We start from the raw sequence: 16,734 nt of genomic DNA, 5'->3' as shown, positions 1-16,734 counted from the left end.
GGGCGCAAAGACAATGCAGAAGAATTCCGTCGCGGTCGTCGGGGCCGCGGAAACCACGAAGATGGGCAAGATTCCGGACGTGTCCGTGATCGGCCTGCACGCCGATGCGGCGCTGAACGCCATGGCCGATGCGGGCCTGACGCCGGCCGACATCGACGGCGTCGCCACCGCCGGCATCAGCCCGGTCGAACTGGCCCACTATCTCGGCATCAAGCCGACCTATGCCGACGGCACGTCGGTCGGCGGCTGCTCGTTCATGCTGCACGTGCGCCATGCTGCGGCGGCGATCGCCGCCGGCCACGCCAAGACCATCCTGATCACCCACGGCGAATCGGGCCGCAGCCGAGTCGGCGCCGGCGGCTGGGCGCGTTCGCCCTCCAGCCTGATGGGCCAGTTCGAGATGCCGTTCGGCGTCACTTCGCCGCCGACCATGTTCACCGTTCCGGTGCTTCGCTACATGAAGACCTACGGCGTGACCGAGCAGGATCTGGCCAACGTCGCGGTGATCCAGCGCGAGTGGGCGGCCAAGAACCCGCGCGCCAGCTTCAAGGACCCGATCAGCGTCGACGACGTGCTGAACTCGCCGATGATCGCCTGGCCGTTCCGGATGCTGATGTGCTGCCTGGTCACCGACGGCGGCGGGGCTTTGATCCTGACCAGCGCCGACCGCGCCAAGGACTTCCCGCAAAAGCCGGTCTACATCCTCGGCACGGGCGAGAGCGTCGAGACCCCCATGGTCTCGCAGATGTACGACTTCACCTCGTCCACGGCCTTCAAGATCTCGGGCAAGAAGGCCTTCGACGACGCCGGCATCAAGCACTCCGACGTCGATCACCTGATGATCTACGACGCCTTCGCCCACCTGCCGCTCTACGGCCTGGAGGACCTCGGCTTCGTGAAGCCGGGCGAGGCCAAGGACTTCATCAACGAGCGCAACACCGCCATCGGCGGCAAGCTGCCGCTGAACACCAACGGCGGCGGGCTCTCCTACATGCACTCGGGGATGTACGGCATGTACGCCCTGCAGGAGAGCGTGCGTCAGATGCGCGGCACGGCGGCGGCCCAGGTGGAAGGCGCCAAGATCAGCGTCGCCCACGGCGTCGGCGGCATGTTCGCCGCCTCCGGAACGGTGATCTTCACCAACGAGAAGTGATCTAGAAACAGCGGCTTACCGCAGTTCATGCTGCACCCATGCTGCAAGGCGTGGGTGCAGCATTTTTTTGCGTCAGACGCCCTTGTTCGGGTTGATCAGGTACTTCTCGCCGGTGGCCTTGCGGGCGTAGGCGGCGATGACCTCCGGCTGCAGCACCTCGGCCAGCGAGATTTCGGCCGTGTAGTGGCTGGCGAAGGTGGTCTTCAGTTCGGCCGCCACCCGGGCGCGCAGCTTGGCGGCGTCAGCGCCCAGCTTCATCAGGAACGGGGTCAGCAGCCAGCCGTTGACGCCCCACGACAGGCCGAAGTTGCGGGCCAGTTCGGTCGGGCCGGTGTCCAGGCCGCCGTAGATGTAGACTTGCTTGTAGGTCGACGAGCCGTAGCGGCTGTATTCGGTGGCCTTGCGGTTGGCTGCGACCTCCATGGCCGACAGGATCTGCGAGGCCAGCTTGCCGCCGCCGATGGCGTCGAAGGCCAGGGTGGCGCCGGTTTCCTCGATCGCGTCGGTCAGGGCGGCGATGAAGTCGGGCGCGGTGGAGTCGATCACATACTTGGCGCCGATGTCCTTGAGGATCTTGGCCTGCTCGGCGCTGCGCACGATGTTCACCAGGCTGATCCCGTCGGCGATGCAGATCTTGTTGAGCATCTGGCCGAGGTTCGATGCCGCCGCCGTGTGCACCAGAGCGGTGTGGCCCTCGCGGCGCATGACCTCGGTCATGCTGAGCGCGGTCAGCGGGTTGACGAAGCACGAGGCGCCGTCGGCCGCCGTGGCGCCGGCCGGCAGTTCGAGCACGTCGCTGGCCTTGGCGATGCGGTGCTGGGCGTAGGTCGCGCCGCCGAGGATGGCGACGGTCTTGCCGAGCAGCGCCTTGGCCTGGGGCGAGTCGCCCGCCGCGACGACCACGCCGGCGCCCTCGTTGCCGACCGGCATCGAGGCGTCCAGCCGTGCCTTCAGCGCGCCCATGAAACGCTGCGGCACGGGGGCGGTGACGACGGCGTCGGCGCCCGAACCGCTGACCGTGGCGTTGGCGATGTCGGCCGGGCCGAGCAGCAGGCCAAGGTCCGAGGGGTTGATCGGCGCGGCCTCAATGCGGACCAGCACCTCGTCGGCGGCCGGTTGCGGCACGGGGACCTGCGCCAGGGACAATTCCAGTTCGCCGCTCGACTTCACCAGCGAACGCAGTTGCAGGCTCGTTTCCATACCCGTCTCCCAATTTTGCTTACGACGTAAATATGGAGGGGTTGTCGTCGCGGCAATCATAAATCGCACGACCGGTCGCACTTTGATGCGGGCTTGATCGGTGCGCGCCCAGCCGCGCGTTCCGGGCCGCCGTGCTATACGGGTTCTGATGACGTGGACACAGCAGCAGGGCCTGCGGGCGGGGGCGGTGCTGATCGCCCTCGTGCTGCTCGCCGTCTTCTTCGACGCGGCGGCGGCGCGGGCGCAGACCGCGCGCGCGCCGGACCTGACCCTGACCGGAACCCTCACCGGGGCCGCGCACGAGACCTACACCGAGCTGCCGTTCAGGGTGCCGGCCGGGACCGGGCGGCTGAACGTTGAGTTCAGCTACACCGGCAAGGAGCAGAAGTCGGTCATCGATCTGGGGCTACGCGATCCGGAGCGTTTCCGCGGCTGGAGCGGCGGCAACAAGAGCCGCTTCACCGTTGCCGAGGCCGACGCCACGCCGTCCTACCTCGCCGGGCCGCTGAAGCCCGGAACCTGGAAGCTGATCCTCGGCGCGCCCAACATCCGCAAGACCGCCCGCGCCGACTATGTGGCCAAGATCTGGTTCGAGCCGGTCGGCGCGGCCTTCACCGGTTTCTCGGACAAGCCGGCGGCCGGCGGCGACGATCGCTGGTGGCGCGGCGACCTGCACATGCACACCGGCCACAGCGACGGCGCTTGCCTGTCGCGCAAGGGCGCGAAGGTTCCCTGTCCTGTGTTCAAGACCCTGGATGCGGCGGCCGCCCGCGGTCTCGATTTCGTGGCGGTGACCGATCACAACACCACCTCGCACTTCGAGGCGTTGCGCGAACTGGCGCCTTACTACGACGACCTGCTGATCATCCCGGGGCGCGAGATCACGACCTTCCACGGGCACGCCAACCTGTTCGGTCCGACCGCCTTCGTCGATTTCCAGCTGGGCGGCCCGCGCGCGCCCCGCTTCGCCGACATCCAGGCGCAGTCGGAAAAGGCCGGCGGTCTCCTGTCGATCAACCATCCGGGCCTGCCGTCGGGCGAGCTCTGCATGGGCTGCGGCTGGATCGCTCCGTCTACGGACTATTCGCGCGTGCAGGCGGTCGAAGTGATCAACGGCGGCGCGGCTGAGGGGCCGCTCTCGGGGCTCGCTTTCTGGGAGGCGCGCCTCAACGAGGGCCTACAGATCACCGCCATCGGCGGTTCCGACAACCATGACGCCAGCCTCGACCCTGCCCGGGCGCCGGCCATCGGCGTGCCGACCACGGTGGTGCGCGCGCCCGAACTCAGCCAGGTCGCGATCCTGCGGGCCATCCGCCGGGGCCATGTGTTCCTCGACGTGGCCGGAACCCGCGGGCGGCTGCTCGAAGTCACCGCGCGAGCGGGCGCCGCCGAGGCCCAGATGGGCGACCAGATCGCCGCGCCGGCCGGGGCCAAGATCTCCCTCTCCGTGCGGGTCGTGGGCGTTCCGGGCGGACGCATCGTCCTGGCTGGCGACGGCGCCGGGCTGGCGGCCCTGGCAGACCCGAACCTCTCGGGCTCGGACCAGACACTGGCCTTCGATCTCACCGCCGACGGCCGGTCGCGCTGGCTGCGCGTCGACGTGCGCGACGCCGGCGGAAGGCTCGTCCTGCTCGGAAATCCGATCTACCTGCGTCCCTGAGGCGTCTCGCCGCAGCAGGGCGGTCGGAAACACTTATTAACCCTGACCGCCATAGGTTGAGGCGATTGCTTCACCGCCGGAAAGTGCATGGGTCTTAGTCCGGAATCCCGCGCCCGCTTCAATCTCGAGCGCGCTTCGGTGCTGGTGCTCGATGAGTCCCCCATGGGCATGAGCATCCTCGTGCAGATTCTTACCGGCTTCGGGGTCAAGACGCTGCATCGCTGCGAAAAGGTCGAAGAAGCCAAGGAGACGATCGCCAAGGTCGAGGTCGACCTGATCGTCTGCGACTCCATGGGCGCGGGGGGCGAGGGCTACGACTTCGTCAGCTGGCTGCGGACCAGCAAGATCGAGCCGAACTGCTATGCGCCGGTGCTGCTGACCTCAGGTCACACGCCGAGCCACGCGGTGCAGAAGGCCAGGGACTGCGGCGCGCATTTCATCATGGCCAAGCCGCTGACCCCGATCGCCGTGCTCGAACGCATCATCTGGATCGCGCGCGAGGGCCGCAGGTTCGTGGAGTGCGACACCTATGTCGGCCCCGACCGCCGTTTCAAGAATGACGGCGTCCCCGCCGGGATGACCGGCCGCCGTCGCGATGACCTGCAAGGCGACATCGGCGAAGCCCAAAGCCCCAACATGGATCAGGAGGTCATCGACAGCCTGATGAAGACAAGACGGGTGGAACTATGAGCTCGGTTCGGATCCATACCCCGCCGGTCAAGCTGGCGAAGCTGCTGCGCACGCCGGGCGGCCTGCCGGTCGCAGAGGCCGTCCAGAGGGCCGGCGCGGGGCTCGCCGGTCTCAAGAACGACTGTCTCGGCGAACTGACGACCATGCTCGACCAGGCCGAGGCCTGCGCATTGCGGGCCGGCGCTGACTATGACGCCGCCCTGACCGGCGAGCTCTACGACATCGTCGCCAAACCGATCGGTGTGCCGAGCGTCTGCGGGCTGGCGGCCATCGACACCGCGCTGATCAGCCTGTCGGACCTGCTGGACTATCTGAAGGGCCAGCAGCGCTGGGACGCCAACGCCGTGGCGGTGCACCTGCGCGCCTGCCGCCTGTTGCTGCAGACCGAGGGCGCGGCCGACGCCGCCGGCACCCAGGCGATCCTGGCCGGCCTGCGCAAGGTCAGCCAGCGTTACGCGAGGCCGGAATAGAAAACGGGACGGCGCCCCAGGGCGTCATTCGCCGAAGGCCGCTGGTTCGGTGAGGAAAACGCCCCTGAGCTCAAAGAGTCTTGAGCGAAGTCCGCACCGACTTTGCTTTAGGGCGCCAGCCGGTCGGTGATCGACCAGAGGCCGTCGACGACCGATTTCAGCGAGGCAGGATCCTGGCCGTCCTTGGTCCAGAGCAGCCGCAACGCGCTGACGTGAACGCTGATCGAGGTCCAGTCCTGACGCCCGTGCGTACGCTGGCGATCGACCAGTTCGCAGAGGCTGTAGCAGGCGTCGCAGAGCACGCGCTTGTCGAACAGCCCGGCGATGTCGAGGATCGCGGAGGCTTCCTCGTAGACGGCGTCCAGCGCGGCGGTCTGCTCGCGGGTCATCACCTCAAGGCGGCCGATCATGTTGCCGAGCGATTTCATCGCATCGCCCGCATGAGCGGCCAGCTCGCGTTGGGCGCGCTCGCTGGCGATCCCGGCGGTCATGCCGCCCGGGCGGGCGACCTGTTCGGTCAAGCGGTACTTGACCTTGACGAATTCAGCTTCGCTCACAGTTGCGCCTTCATCGGTTTCAGCAGCATGTCGATGTCGGACTGATCCATGTTCGGATCGGTCGCGGCCCCGACGTGCGTGGAGAGATCGTCCTTGCGTCGGCCCTTGATGCCCAGCGGCGGGCCCATGTTCTTGAACCGGCGGTCAGGACCGACATAGCCCTCGGCGACGACCATCTGCCGTTCGTCCTTGGCCACCCAGAACACCCGCTGCAGCAGGATTTCGGGAGTGAACGGCCGCGAGACCACGAAGTTGGCGCCGGAGTCGCGGCTCTTCTCGACCATGCTGCGCGCAGCGTGGCCGGTCAGCATGATCACCGGAGTGAAGCGCGCGTTGTCGGGCCCTTCGCGGCGCAGCCAGCGCACCAGATCGTAGCCGTCCATGTCCGGCATGTGCGCATCGACGACGATCAGGTCGAGTTCCTGAGTCTTGATGATGTGCATCGCCTCGGCGCCGCTGGCCGCCTTGAACTGCTTGCGTACGCCGAACCCGCGGAACATTGCGGTCAGCGCGTCCATAGCCTGCGAGTTCTGTTCGACCAGCAGGACCACCGATCGGTCGAGATTGATCCGGATCTTGGGATCGAGGGCCATCGGCGCGCCGCCTAGAAGAGGTCGAGGTCCCCGGCGTCGGCCGCCGCCCGCACCGGTCCCTCGCGGGTCACCCGCGCCAGCCGGTTGGCGAGGTCGCCGAGGGTGACGCCGGCCACGGCGTCGGTGAGGTCATAGGCGTCGCTCTCGGCCTGGGCCGACAGCTTGCGGGTGAAGTTGGCCAACGCGGCCAGATGCTGGGTCAGCACGTCGAGGGTCTGGGCCTCGTGCAGGGCGATGGCCAGCGGTTCGCCGCGGCTGGCGCGCACCAATTGGGTGACCAGGGTCTCCAGGCGGTCGCACAGCTCTCCAGCGTGCTCCAGCTCCTGGGCGATCGAGGCCAGCACCTCGGGGGTGCGGACGATGGCGGATTGGCTCATCAGAACAGCTCCACGGACCCTTCGTCCTCGACCGGCGCGGGGGCACGGACCACAGGTTCGCGCAGACGGGTTAGCTCCGCGTTATCAGTGACGGTTCGTTGTTGCGCCCGGCCGGTGGTCGGCCAGTACTGCACCCGCCGGGCGGCCAGGCCGCCCAGGCTGGACCCGACGACGGGAATGCCTTCGTCGCGCAGGAATTTCTCGGCGAAGGCGGCGTTCGAGGCGCCGACGTCCGACAACCCGCCGAACATCCGGGCCCCGCCGAACAGCTTGGCTTCCAGCCGGTCGCGGCGCGCGCCCGAGCGCAGCAGCTCGTTGATCAGCAGTTCCATGGCGTAGGCGCCGTAGCGGCGGCCTTCGTCCAGTCCCTCGGCCTTGCCGCTCGGCAGCAGGAAGTGGTTCATGCCGCCGACGCCGGTCTTTGGATCGCGCATGCACACCGCCACGCACGATCCGAGGATCGTGGTCAGCATGACATCGGGGTCGCTGGAAATGTGGTGCTCTCCCTGCACCACATGGATCCGTTTTCCCGGCCGTCCAGAGACGTTCTCGACGATCATGTCAGGGGACCGAACACCGCTTCGATTTTTTCTTTGAGCGTCTGGGTGGTGAAGGGCTTCACCAGGTAGTTGTTCACGCCGAACTGCACCGCGCGCTGCACGAGTTCGCGGTCGGCGCGGCCGGTGAGCATGATCACCGCGGTCTTTGAGGTCGGGCCGTGGGCGCGTATCGCGCGCAGCAGGCCCAGCCCGTCGAGTTTGGGCATGTTGAAGTCGGTGATCACCAGGTTGGCCGGCGCGGCGATCAGCTGGCGCAGCGCTTCCTCGCCGTCGGGCGCCTCGCGCGTCTGGGTGATGCCCAGGGCGTGCAGGCTGGTGCGGATGAGCGAGCGCATCGTCTGCTGGTCGTCGACGATCAGGGTCTTGATGCTGACAGCGGTAGGCATCAGGCGCTCCTATGGATGTCTGCAGCGGAGCAGAGGTTCAAGATGGACGGACCCATCCGCGAGAGGCCCACTTGCTTCTCGACGGCGCCGATTTCGAAGGCGACCCGCGGCATGCCGTAGACGACGCAGGAGGACTCGTCCTGGCCGAGCGTCCGGGCTCCGGCCTTGCGCATGGCCAGCAGACCGGCGGCCCCGTCACGGCCCATGCCGGTCAGGATCACGCCGACTGCGTGGCGGTTGAGCTTGGCGACCGAGTCGAACAGCACATCGACCGAGGGCCGGTGGCCGTTGACCGGCTCGCCCGCGCGCAGGCGGATCACCGGATGCGAGGCCGACAGCACTTCCATGTGCTGGTCGCCGCCGGGGGCGATGTAGACGTGGCCCGGCTGCAGGCGGTCGCCGTCGCGGGCCTCGGTCACATGCGCGCCCGAGATGCGGTCCAGGCGTGCGGCGAAGCTCTTGGTGAAGGTCGCCGGCATGTGCTGGGTGATCACCGTCGGCGGGCAGGTCTCCGGGAAGGTCGCCAGGATGGTCATCAGCGCCTCGACCCCGCCCGTGGACGATCCGATCGCCAGGATCGCGTCCGACGCGCGGTAGTCGCCGTCGCGCTCCACCGGCGTGGTCGGGCCGTTGTACGGCTTCACCCGCGCCCGGGCGGCGGCCTTCACCTTGGCGGTGAGGTCGTTGAAGGCTTCCTGCGCGGTGACCCCGCCGACCGGCTTGCCGACGCAATCGACGGCGCCGAGCTCCAGGGCCTCCAGGGTCACGTCCGCGCCGGCCTGGGTCAGGGTCGAGACCATCACCACCGGCGTCGGCCGCAGGCGCATGATCTTTTCCAGGAACTCCAGGCCGTTCATCTTCGGCATCTCGATGTCGAGGGTGACGACGTCGGGATTGAGCTTCTTGATCTGCTCGCGGGCTTCCAGCGGGTCGTTGGCGAAACCAAGGACCTCGATTTCCGGGTCGCGTTTGAGGGCGGCGGCGATCAGGCCGCGCATGGTGGCGCTGTCGTCGACGACGAGGACTCCGACGCTCATCGGGCGCCTCGCAGGGCGTAGGTGGTCAATCCGGTGGTCTCGAACAGGCTGGTCGCGGGGCCGGACACGCGTTCCGAATGGCCGATGTACAGCGTGCCGCCGGGAACGAGCGCGGGCGCGAAGCGGCTCCAGATCCGCTCCTGGGTGGGCTCGTCGAAATAGATCACCACGTTGCGGCAGAAGATCACGTCGAACTTGCCCTTCATCGGCCAGTCGCCGATCAGGTTCAACTCGCGGAAGGCCACCAGCTCGCGCAGCTCGTCGGCGACTTCCCAGCCCGAGCCGAACTTCTTGAACCACTTGCGGCGCAGGTCGATCGGCACCGGGGCGACGGCGTCCTCGCGGTACACGCCGGCCTTGCCTTCAGCGATCATGTTCGGGTCGATGTCGGTGGCCAGGATCTTGACGTCCAGGCTAGCTGCTTCGGGCAGCGCGGTGAGCACGGTGATGGCCATGGAGTAGGGCTCCTGGCCGTTGGAGCAGGCCGCCGACCACAGCCGCACCCGGCCGCCGCGGCGCGCAGTTTCGGCCAGCTTTGGCATCACCACCTCGCGGAGGTGGTCGAAGTGGTGCGGCTCGCGGAAGTAGCGGGTCACGTTGGTGGTCAGGGCCGCCATCATCGCCTGGCGCTCGTCGACGCCCTGCTGGCCTTCGACCAGGCTGCAGTATTCGCGGAACGAGCGCAGGCCCAGCGTGCGCAGCCGCTTGGCCAGGCGCGAATAGACCAGCGCGGCCTTGCCCTCGGCCAGGGCGATCCCGGCGTGGCTGTGCAGGATGTTGGCGATTTTCTTGAAATCGTCTTCGGTGAACAGGAACTCGCCTTCGACCAGTCCGGCCGCGGCGCCGCCCCTGGCGCGCGTATCGACCGGGGTCGTCATGCGGCTTCCGCCTCGGTCTCGGGCAGGACGCGATCGAGCGAGATCAGGCTGACCATGCGTCCGTCGATGGCGAACAGGCCCTTCACGAAGGTCTTCACCTGGTCGCAGGCCACGTCCGGGGTCGGCTGCACCATGTCGTCGCTGACATTGATAATGTCGCTGACCGCCTCGACCAGCAGGCCGAGCGTGCGTCCGCCGACATTGACCACCATGATCACGTGGCGGGCGCTGGGCTCGCTGGTGGTGAGGCCCAGGCGCGCGCCCAGGTCGACGATCGGCAGCACAGCGCCGCGCAGGTTGATGACGCCCTTCATGTAGGACGGAGTGCGGGGCAGGGGCGTGGCCGGAGTCCAGCCGCGAATCTCACGCACCTGCATGATGTCGACGCAGAATTCCTGCTCGGCGATGCGGAAGGCGATCAGTTCGCGCCGCGCGCCGGCGGCGGAATGGGTCATCGGGTCGGTCATGCTCATCCGGCCATTCGCTTTTCGCTACGCGGCGTCGGCTTGCGCCGGTGCTGGGTGGTCACAAGGGCGTCGACGTCGAGGATCAGGGCGACGCGGCCGTCGCCCAGGATGGTGGCGGCGGCGATGCCGTCGATCTGCTGGTAGTTGGCCTCAAGGCTTTTGATCACGACCTGGCGCTGGCCCTGGATGGCGTCGACCAGCAGGGCGGCTTTGCCGCCGCCTTCGCTCTCGACCAGGATGGCCACGCCTTGGCCGGCTTCCATCGGGCCGTCGCGGAAGCCGAGCGAAACCCCGACGTCGATCAGCGGGACGAAGGTGTCGCGGATGCGGATCACCGCGTCCTTGCCGCCGACATAGTGCACGTCCTCGGGGCGCGGGGTCAGGCTCTCGACGATGGCCGACAGCGGCGCGACCAGGGTCTGCTCGGCGGCGGTCACCACCATGCCGTCCAGCACCGCCAGGGTCAGCGGCAGCGACATCGTGAATTTCGAGCCCTTGCCGGGTTCGGACGAGATCGAGATGCGGCCGCCCAGGCCCTGGATCGAGCGGCGGACCACGTCCATGCCGACGCCGCGGCCGGAAATGTCCGAGATGGTCTCGGCGGTTGAGAAGCCGGGCAGGAAGATCAGGTTGTCGGTCTCTTCGTCCGACAGCACCGCGTCCTCGGCGATCAGGCCCTTGTCGATGGCGATGCCGCGGACGCGCTGGCGGTTGATGCCGCGGCCGTCGTCCTGGATCTCGATAACGATGCGGCCGCCACGGTGCAGGGCGCGCATGTGCACGACGCCTTCGGCCGGCTTGCCGGCTTCGGCGCGGCCCTCGGGCGTTTCCAGACCGTGGTCGATGGCGTTGCGCAACATGTGGGTGATCGGGTCGGTCAGGCGCTCGATGACGGTCTTGTCGACCTCGGTGCCTTCGCCTTCCATGACCAGGCGCACGCGCTTGCCGACCATGTCGGCGACCTCGCGGACCAGGCGCGGCATGCGTTGGAAGACGCTTTTCACCGGCTGGGCGCGGATGGCCATGACGCTGTCCTGGATTTCCCGGGTCAGCAGTTCCAGGTCTTCAAGACCGAGCACCACGTTCGACGAGCGGGCCAGGCCGCTTTCCAGCACACGCTGGGACAGCATGGCCTGCTGGATGACCAGTTCGCCGACGGCGTTGATCAGCCGGTCGACGCGATCCAGGTCGACCCGGATCGTGGCCTGGGCCGGAGCGGCCGGAGCGTTGGCGGGCGCGGCGGCCTTCGCCGCGGCGGGCGCCGGAGCCGGAGCCGGCGTGGCCGCGGGTGCCAGGGGCGGGGCCGGGGTGGTGGTCTCGGCCTGGGCGCGGGCGATCAGCGCGGCGACGTCCATGTCGGCGGCCGCTTCGGGCTCCGGCGCAGGTTCAGGTTCGGCGGCCATGGCCGGCGCGTCGCCGGACACGCGGGCGAGCAGGGCGGCGAGATCGAGCGGGGCGTCGGCGCTGGCCTTGGCCAGGTCGTCGTCGCTCGTCGGCACGTCGGCCTTGGGGGCCGGCTCGTCGCCGCCTTCGCGGACGATCGACAGGACGCAGTCGTCCTCGACGAACTCGAACACCTCGCGGATCGCGGCCTCGTCGGCCTCGGTCGTCAGGCGGATGGTCCAGCGCAGATAGGCGCTCTCGGCGGAAATCTGGTCCAGCGGCGGCAGGTCGCTGTCGTCCAGCGTCACCTGCGTCTCGCCCAGGCGGGCCAGTTCGCGCAGCAGCAGCCCGGCCTCGTTGGCCTTGGCGTACATCTCGGTCTTGGGCGCGAAGTCGATGACCCAGGCGCCGCCTGCGGCGACCACAGGTTCGGGATCCAGCGCCACTGGCGGCGGCAGGTCGAAGTCCAGGGGCGCGGCGGCTCCGGCGTCGTCGTCGATCGAGACCGCCATCGGGACGAAGCCGAAGTCCTCGTCGTCCCCCAGGTCGCCGTCGTCCAATCCCTCGTCGCCGATCAGCGACTTCAGTTCGGCGAGGATGCCCGCCGAGCGGGCTTCATCCACCGTCGTGCCGTCGCGCGCGGCGGCCACGTGGTCGGCCAGCACGTCGAAGGCGCGCAGCAGGGTTTTGGCGACCTCGTCGGTCAGCTCCATCTTCTCGGAGCGCAGCTCGTCCATCACCGTCTCGAAGACGTGGGCGAAGCGGATCAGGTCCTCGAGGCCGAAAGCCCCGGCCCCGCCCTTGACGGAATGCACCGCCCGGAACACCGCGTTGATGGTCTCGCTGTCGGCGTCACCGGCCTCCATGGCCAGCAGACCCTGCTCGGCGTCGGTCAGGAGCTCGTCGCACTCCTGGAAGAAGGTCTGCTTGATGCTCTCGAACGGATCCAACGGAGCGCTCCGGTTGGGTGGAAAGATTTAGGCGGCGACCCGACGGACGGCTTCGACCAGCTTCACGGGATTGAACGGCTTCACGATCCAGCCTGTGGCGCCGGCCGCGCGGGCCCGCTCCTTCTTGGCCGCGTCGCTTTCGGTGGTCAGCACCAGGATCGGCGTCGCGCGGTGATCCGGATTGGCGCGCACGCCCTCGATCACGCCGAAGCCGTCGAGGCGGGGCATGTTGATGTCGGTGATGACGACGTCGGCGCCGTTGGCCTGCAGAACTTCCAGGCCCTCCACGCCGTCCACGGCCTGGATCACGGTGTATCCGGCCTGAACCAGTGCGTGGTTCAGCATTTCCCGCATGGTGCGGCTATCGTCGATCGTCAGGACGGTCTTGCTCACGAGAATCCCCCTAGGACTCGAATTGCAGCTCGGGCGCGCCGAAGGCAGCCAATTGCTCTGAGAAGCCCGAAGACGGTTGATCCACAGTTAAGCTAAGACCGTCCTCAGACCAGATTTTGCGCGCCGACATCAAAACCTGCAGGCAGAGCCCGCCCAGGCGCGTCACCTGCGAGGCGTCGAGGCTCAGGGGACGGCCGCGCAGGGCCATCAGTTCAGCCCGCAGGGGCTCGGCCGCCTGCAGGTCCAGGATCGGCTGTAGGCTGACCACGGCGGGCGCCGTCGACTGCGTCATCTTCACTCCCCCCGAGGGGCCGCGTTGTGCGGCGCCCTAGAATTCTTCCCAACCGTCGGCCTCGGGCTCCGGCTTGCGGAGCGCCGAGCCGTCACGGCTCGACCGTCGCATCTGCGGGCTGGCGGCGACCGGACGGCGTCCGGCCGGAGCGGCCTGCACCTGGCCGATGTTGAACCGCGCGACGGACCCGGAGAGGGTTTCGGCCTCGCCCGCCAGGGCATGGCTCGCCGCCGTCGATTCTTCGACCATGGCCGCATTCTGCTGCGTGACCTGATCCATTTGGTTAACGGCGGTGTTGACTTGTTGCAGGCCGACGGCCTGCTCCTGGGCGCTCGCCGCGATCTCCGAGACCAGGCTGTCGATCTCGGCGACGCGGCTGACGATCCGCTGCAGAGCCTCGCCGGTCTCGCCGACCAGGTGCACGCCCTGGCCGACCTGCTGGCTGGAGGCGCTGATCAAGGTCTTGATTTCCTTAGCCGCTTCGGCCGAGCGCTGGGCCAGGGCCCGCACTTCCGAGGCGACGACCGCGAAGCCGCGGCCCGCTTCGCCCGCTCGCGCGGCCTCGACCCCGGCGTTCAGCGCCAGCAGGTTGGTCTGGAAGGCGATCTCGTCGATCACCCCGATGATCTGGCTGATTTGTTGCGCCGATTGTTCGATTTCGCTCATCGCCGCGACGGCTTGCCGCACGACTTCGCCGCTCTTCTGGGCGTCACCGCGCGCGCCCAGCACCACGTCGCTGCAAGTCCGGGCGCCGCTGGCGGTCTTGTTGACCGTGGCGGTGATCTCGTCGAGCGCCGCGGCGGTCTCTTCCAGGCTGGCGGCCTGCTGCTCGGTGCGGCGCGACAGGTCGTCGGCGGCGATGCTGATCTCGCCGGCGCCGCTCTTGATGGCATGCACGTTGGAGATGACGACGCTCATGGCGTCCTGCAGCTGCACCATGGCGGCGTTGAAGTCGGTCTTCAGTTGCGCGGCGTCCGGGGCGAAGGGCGCGGTGATGCGGTGGGTCAGGTCGCCGTGGGCCAGCTTGCCCATGGCCTCGGCCAGGGCGCCGATGGCGACCGCGTCTTCCTCGGCCTTGCGGGCCTTTTCCTCTTCACGGGCGCGGCGCTCGGCTTCGGCGGCGGCGCGTTGCTCTGCCGTCTGACCTTCCAGGCGCAGCTTCTCGATGCCGGCTTCCTTGAACACCGCGACGGCCTGAGCCATCTCGCCGACCTCGTCCTTGCGGTCCATGGCCGGGACGATGGCGGTGAAATCGCCTTGCGCCAGCCGACGCATGGCGGCGGTCATCGCGGTCACCGGCGCGCCGATCATCTTGCTCAGCAGCCAGCCGAGGCCGACGGCGATCAGCACCGCCAGGGTCAGGCCGATCGCCAAGCTGGCGGTCGCCGTGCGCGAGGCGTTGATCTGTGCGGTTTGCAGGCGGGCCATTTCCTCGTTCATCGCCGTCTGGACCGCTTCCATGGCGTCTTCCGCCGGCGAGATCACCGAATCGGCGGCGCCGTCGGGGCCGACCATCGCGATGGCCTGCGGCAGGGTGGCCGGGTCGGAGGCGAGCCGCACGCCGGCCTCGAAGACCTCGGCGTACCAGCGGTCGGCGGACGCCGCGGCGGTGTCGATCTTTGCGGCCAGTTCGGGAGTGTCGGTCAGACCGGCGCGGGCGGTCTCGAGGCGCTTCTTGAAGTTCGCCCGGTGCGTGTTCACGCGCTCGACATAGTAGTCGTTCTTCGACAGCAGGTAGCCGCGGTAGCTGTTCTCCTGGCGGGTCATGAAGAACTTGGCCTCGTCGAGAGCCGAGAGGACCTCGCGGCTTTCTTTGATCTGCACGCGTGCGACGTCGAGCGTGCGCAGGTTGATCATCATGGCGCCGCCCATGCCGGCCATGGTCAACACCACCGCAGCAAAGCCCAGGGCCAGCTTGCGGGAGATCTTAAGGTTGTCGAGAAACACGAGGCCGTCCCCAGGGTTCAGACCGCAGCGCGGCTAGCGCGGTGCGAGGCGAGCGCGCCCAAGGCGTTTCTTCCGTACCTGAACCAAGAATATGCGGAAGCGACCTTGTTGCCTCTGCATTGGGAGAACGCTGTTCTCAACTATACGGAAGTCGGTCGCCTACGGACGTGCACTATTCTCCTACGAATACTATGGCTCCGTCGGAGGTCATGGATTCAGCCCCCTTCGTCGCCCACCCCATCGCTAGGTCCTCTGGGCTGAAGAAATGGTTACTGCGGCTGAGGCGGCCGGCGTCTTTTTCCAGTGTTTGCCGTGGTTTGCGCGTGCGGGTGCGACAAGCCGCCACAGGGCGCTGGCGGTCTTGCGACGGTCGCCAAACCTCAGCGTGCGGCAATGACGGCTCTACAGTCTAGGGTAATATAACGGCGTCATTTCAGATTGGACTGAAGTTCAGTTTCAGATGTCCGCCGAGGCCGGGGTTCCGTCACGTCATACTTGCGGGGCGCGGGCGGGGGTGCTCGCCTAGAGGCGACGACGCCCTGGGAGGACGCCGATGGACCTCAGATTCACGCCCGAAATGGAAGGTTTCCGCGAGGAGGTTCGCAGCTTCCTGACGAAACACCGCGACCGCTATGCCGGCGACGCGGCGCGTCCGCGCGAGGCGGCGCTGGAATGGCAGCGGCTGCTGATCGAGCAGGGCTATGCGGCCCGCACCATCCCCAAGGCCTATGGCGGCTACGGCGCGGCGCCTGACGTGCTGAAGTCACGGATCATCGCCGAAGAGTTCACCCGCGCCGGAGCGCCGCGCGGCTTCGCCAACCAAGGCATTTCGATGCTGGTCCCGACCCTGCTGGAGGTGGGCTCGGAGGAGCAGAAGACGCGCTGGATCGGCCCGACCCTGCGCGGCGAGGTGGTCTGGTGCCAGGGCTATTCGGAGCCGGGCGCCGGGTCGGACCTGGCCTCGCTGCAGACCAAGGCGGTCGAGGACGGCGACGACTTCGTGATCTCGGGCTCGAAGATCTGGACCAGCACCGCGGCCCAGGCCGACATGATCTTCTGCCTGGTGCGGACCGAACCGGACGCGCCCAAGCACGACGGCATCTCCTACCTGCTGTTCCCGATGACCACGCCGGGCATCGAAGTGCGGCCGCTGAAGACCATGACCGGCTCGGCCGATTTCAACGAGGTGTTCTTCACCGACGTGCGCGTGCCCAAGAGCGCGGTGGTCGGCGGGCGCGGCCGAGGCTGGTTCGTCGCCAACGCCACGCTCAAGCACGAGCGCGGCATGCTGGGCGATCCCAACGCCACCGAGGCGCGGCTGCACGCCCTGATCGAGCTGATGAAGTCCGAGAGCGTCGACGGCCGCCGGCTGATCGACGACGCAGTGTTCTGCGACCGGGTCATGCAGCTGCAGGCCCGGGTGCTGACCATGAAGTTCAACGGCCTGCGCAACGTCACCGCCTCGATGAACGGCGAGGCCAGCGGCATGGCGGGGCTGGTGGTCAAGCTGCAGGGCTGCGAACTGAACCACCAGATCGCCGCCCTGGCCATCGACGCCCTGGGCGAACTGGGCGTGCTCTACGAAGACGGGCCGCACCTGCGGGCCAGGGGCTCCTGGCAATGGAACTACATGTTCGACCTCGGCCTGATCATCGGCGGCGGCACCGCCCAGATCCAGAAGAACATCATCGCCGAACGCGGCCTGGGCATGCCGCGCGAACCCAAGCTCGCGAGCGCCTGA

The 16,734-nt window shown here is 68.0% G+C and carries 18 protein-coding genes; 5 read left to right on the top strand and 13 right to left on the bottom strand.

The genetic code is table 11. The annotated features are described in order from the left end of the window. Window positions 1-13: 13 nt before the first annotated feature. Complete coding sequence (locus OUA97_RS11540) at window positions 14-1,153, top strand: thiolase C-terminal domain-containing protein (protein ID WP_267232039.1); 1,140 nt, start codon at window positions 14-16, stop codon at window positions 1,151-1,153. A gap of 72 nt (window positions 1,154-1,225) precedes the next feature. Here the strand turns inward: OUA97_RS11540 and OUA97_RS11535 are convergent, their stop codons facing one another. Next, on the bottom strand, window positions 1,226-2,353 hold the full coding sequence (locus OUA97_RS11535) for a zinc-binding dehydrogenase (RefSeq protein ID WP_267232038.1): 1,128 nt from the start codon (window positions 2,351-2,353) through the stop codon (window positions 1,226-1,228). Between the two features lie 148 nt (window positions 2,354-2,501). On the opposite strand from OUA97_RS11535, the gene OUA97_RS11530 reads away from it, so the two are divergent. From OUA97_RS11530 to OUA97_RS11520, 3 genes are all read left to right on the top strand, one after another. Further along, on the top strand, window positions 2,502-4,013 hold the full coding sequence (locus OUA97_RS11530; protein ID WP_267232037.1) for a CehA/McbA family metallohydrolase: 1,512 nt from the start codon (window positions 2,502-2,504) through the stop codon (window positions 4,011-4,013). Window positions 4,014-4,100: 87 nt separating this feature from the next. Then, window positions 4,101-4,703 (top strand): response regulator, encoded by a 603-nt coding sequence (locus OUA97_RS11525; RefSeq protein WP_267232036.1) that lies wholly within the window; start codon window positions 4,101-4,103, stop codon window positions 4,701-4,703. Further along, on the top strand, window positions 4,700-5,173 hold the full coding sequence (locus OUA97_RS11520) for a hypothetical protein (protein WP_267232035.1): 474 nt from the start codon (window positions 4,700-4,702) through the stop codon (window positions 5,171-5,173). The genes OUA97_RS11525 and OUA97_RS11520 overlap by 4 nt, the downstream gene beginning before the upstream one ends. A 107-nt stretch (window positions 5,174-5,280) precedes the next feature. Here the strand turns inward: OUA97_RS11520 and OUA97_RS11515 are convergent, their stop codons facing one another. Genes OUA97_RS11515 through OUA97_RS11460 form a run of 12 tightly spaced genes read right to left on the bottom strand, consistent with a single transcriptional unit; the run spans window position 5,281 to window position 14,993 of the window. Then, on the bottom strand, window positions 5,281-5,730 hold the full coding sequence (locus OUA97_RS11515; RefSeq protein ID WP_267232034.1) for a hypothetical protein: 450 nt from the start codon (window positions 5,728-5,730) through the stop codon (window positions 5,281-5,283). Continuing rightward, the gene (locus OUA97_RS11510; RefSeq protein WP_267232033.1) at window positions 5,727-6,323 is read right to left on the bottom strand and encodes a response regulator; all 597 of its coding nucleotides are present in this window, start codon (window positions 6,321-6,323) and stop codon (window positions 5,727-5,729) included. Before OUA97_RS11510 ends, OUA97_RS11515 begins: the two co-directional genes overlap by 4 nt. 11 nt (window positions 6,324-6,334) lie before the next feature. Then, the gene (locus OUA97_RS11505; protein WP_267232032.1) at window positions 6,335-6,700 is read right to left on the bottom strand and encodes a hypothetical protein; all 366 of its coding nucleotides are present in this window, start codon (window positions 6,698-6,700) and stop codon (window positions 6,335-6,337) included. Further along, window positions 6,700-7,260: a chemotaxis protein CheD gene (locus OUA97_RS11500; RefSeq protein ID WP_267232031.1), complete on the bottom strand. Its 561-nt coding sequence runs from the start codon at window positions 7,258-7,260 to the stop codon at window positions 6,700-6,702. Before OUA97_RS11500 ends, OUA97_RS11505 begins: the two co-directional genes overlap by 1 nt. Beyond that, a complete protein-coding gene (locus tag OUA97_RS11495) occupies window positions 7,257-7,646 on the bottom strand; it encodes a response regulator (RefSeq protein ID WP_267232030.1) in 390 nt (129 codons plus the stop codon). Before OUA97_RS11495 ends, OUA97_RS11500 begins: the two co-directional genes overlap by 4 nt. After that, the gene (locus OUA97_RS11490) at window positions 7,646-8,683 is read right to left on the bottom strand and encodes a protein-glutamate methylesterase/protein-glutamine glutaminase (protein ID WP_267232029.1); all 1,038 of its coding nucleotides are present in this window, start codon (window positions 8,681-8,683) and stop codon (window positions 7,646-7,648) included. Before OUA97_RS11490 ends, OUA97_RS11495 begins: the two co-directional genes overlap by 1 nt. Further along, on the bottom strand, window positions 8,680-9,561 hold the full coding sequence (locus tag OUA97_RS11485; protein ID WP_267232028.1) for a CheR family methyltransferase: 882 nt from the start codon (window positions 9,559-9,561) through the stop codon (window positions 8,680-8,682). The genes OUA97_RS11490 and OUA97_RS11485 overlap by 4 nt, the downstream gene beginning before the upstream one ends. Further along, a complete protein-coding gene (locus OUA97_RS11480; protein WP_267232103.1) occupies window positions 9,558-10,028 on the bottom strand; it encodes a chemotaxis protein CheW in 471 nt (156 codons plus the stop codon). The genes OUA97_RS11485 and OUA97_RS11480 overlap by 4 nt, the downstream gene beginning before the upstream one ends. A gap of 2 nt (window positions 10,029-10,030) precedes the next feature. Then, window positions 10,031-12,361, bottom strand: coding sequence for a chemotaxis protein CheA (locus OUA97_RS11475; RefSeq protein ID WP_267232027.1), 2,331 nt, complete (start codon window positions 12,359-12,361; stop codon window positions 10,031-10,033). Between the two features lie 27 nt (window positions 12,362-12,388). After that, window positions 12,389-12,754 carry a response regulator gene (locus OUA97_RS11470; protein WP_056017186.1) on the bottom strand — a complete coding sequence of 122 codons (366 nt, stop codon included), beginning with the start codon at window positions 12,752-12,754 and terminating at the stop codon, window positions 12,389-12,391. A 10-nt stretch (window positions 12,755-12,764) separates the two neighbouring features. Next, complete coding sequence (locus OUA97_RS11465; protein WP_267232026.1) at window positions 12,765-13,046, bottom strand: STAS domain-containing protein; 282 nt, start codon at window positions 13,044-13,046, stop codon at window positions 12,765-12,767. A 36-nt stretch (window positions 13,047-13,082) separates the two neighbouring features. Continuing rightward, window positions 13,083-14,993 carry a methyl-accepting chemotaxis protein gene (locus tag OUA97_RS11460; RefSeq protein WP_267232025.1) on the bottom strand — a complete coding sequence of 637 codons (1,911 nt, stop codon included), beginning with the start codon at window positions 14,991-14,993 and terminating at the stop codon, window positions 13,083-13,085. A gap of 553 nt (window positions 14,994-15,546) precedes the next feature. On the opposite strand from OUA97_RS11460, the gene OUA97_RS11455 reads away from it, so the two are divergent. Continuing rightward, window positions 15,547-16,734 carry an acyl-CoA dehydrogenase family protein gene (locus OUA97_RS11455; protein ID WP_267232024.1) on the top strand — a complete coding sequence of 396 codons (1,188 nt, stop codon included), beginning with the start codon at window positions 15,547-15,549 and terminating at the stop codon, window positions 16,732-16,734.

It is taken from the genome of Phenylobacterium sp. 58.2.17, from assembly GCF_026411515.1.
Classification (GTDB): Bacteria; Pseudomonadota; Alphaproteobacteria; order Caulobacterales; family Caulobacteraceae; genus Phenylobacterium.
This window is presented reverse-complemented; position numbering and strand designations above follow the sequence as displayed.

Excerpts from the sequence above, each read along its gene's own strand:
- OUA97_RS11540 (WP_267232039.1), top strand. The coding sequence starts at position 14 with ATGCAGAAGAATTCCGTCGCGGTCGTCGGGGCCGCGGAAACCACGAAG.
- OUA97_RS11535 (WP_267232038.1), bottom strand. The coding sequence starts at position 2,353 with ATGGAAACGAGCCTGCAACTGCGTTCGCTGGTGAAGTCGAGCGGCGAA.
- OUA97_RS11530 (WP_267232037.1), top strand. The coding sequence starts at position 2,502 with ATGACGTGGACACAGCAGCAGGGCCTGCGGGCGGGGGCGGTGCTGATC.
- OUA97_RS11525 (WP_267232036.1), top strand. The coding sequence starts at position 4,101 with ATGGGTCTTAGTCCGGAATCCCGCGCCCGCTTCAATCTCGAGCGCGCT.
- OUA97_RS11520 (WP_267232035.1), top strand. The coding sequence starts at position 4,700 with ATGAGCTCGGTTCGGATCCATACCCCGCCGGTCAAGCTGGCGAAGCTG.
- OUA97_RS11510 (WP_267232033.1), bottom strand. The coding sequence starts at position 6,323 with ATGGCCCTCGATCCCAAGATCCGGATCAATCTCGACCGATCGGTGGTC.
- OUA97_RS11505 (WP_267232032.1), bottom strand. The coding sequence starts at position 6,700 with ATGAGCCAATCCGCCATCGTCCGCACCCCCGAGGTGCTGGCCTCGATC.
- OUA97_RS11500 (WP_267232031.1), bottom strand. The coding sequence starts at position 7,260 with ATGATCGTCGAGAACGTCTCTGGACGGCCGGGAAAACGGATCCATGTG.
- OUA97_RS11495 (WP_267232030.1), bottom strand. The coding sequence starts at position 7,646 with ATGCCTACCGCTGTCAGCATCAAGACCCTGATCGTCGACGACCAGCAG.
- OUA97_RS11490 (WP_267232029.1), bottom strand. The coding sequence starts at position 8,683 with ATGAGCGTCGGAGTCCTCGTCGTCGACGACAGCGCCACCATGCGCGGC.
- OUA97_RS11485 (WP_267232028.1), bottom strand. The coding sequence starts at position 9,561 with ATGACGACCCCGGTCGATACGCGCGCCAGGGGCGGCGCCGCGGCCGGA.
- OUA97_RS11480 (WP_267232103.1), bottom strand. The coding sequence starts at position 10,028 with ATGACCGACCCGATGACCCATTCCGCCGCCGGCGCGCGGCGCGAACTG.
- OUA97_RS11465 (WP_267232026.1), bottom strand. The coding sequence starts at position 13,046 with ATGACGCAGTCGACGGCGCCCGCCGTGGTCAGCCTACAGCCGATCCTG.
- OUA97_RS11455 (WP_267232024.1), top strand. The coding sequence starts at position 15,547 with ATGGACCTCAGATTCACGCCCGAAATGGAAGGTTTCCGCGAGGAGGTT.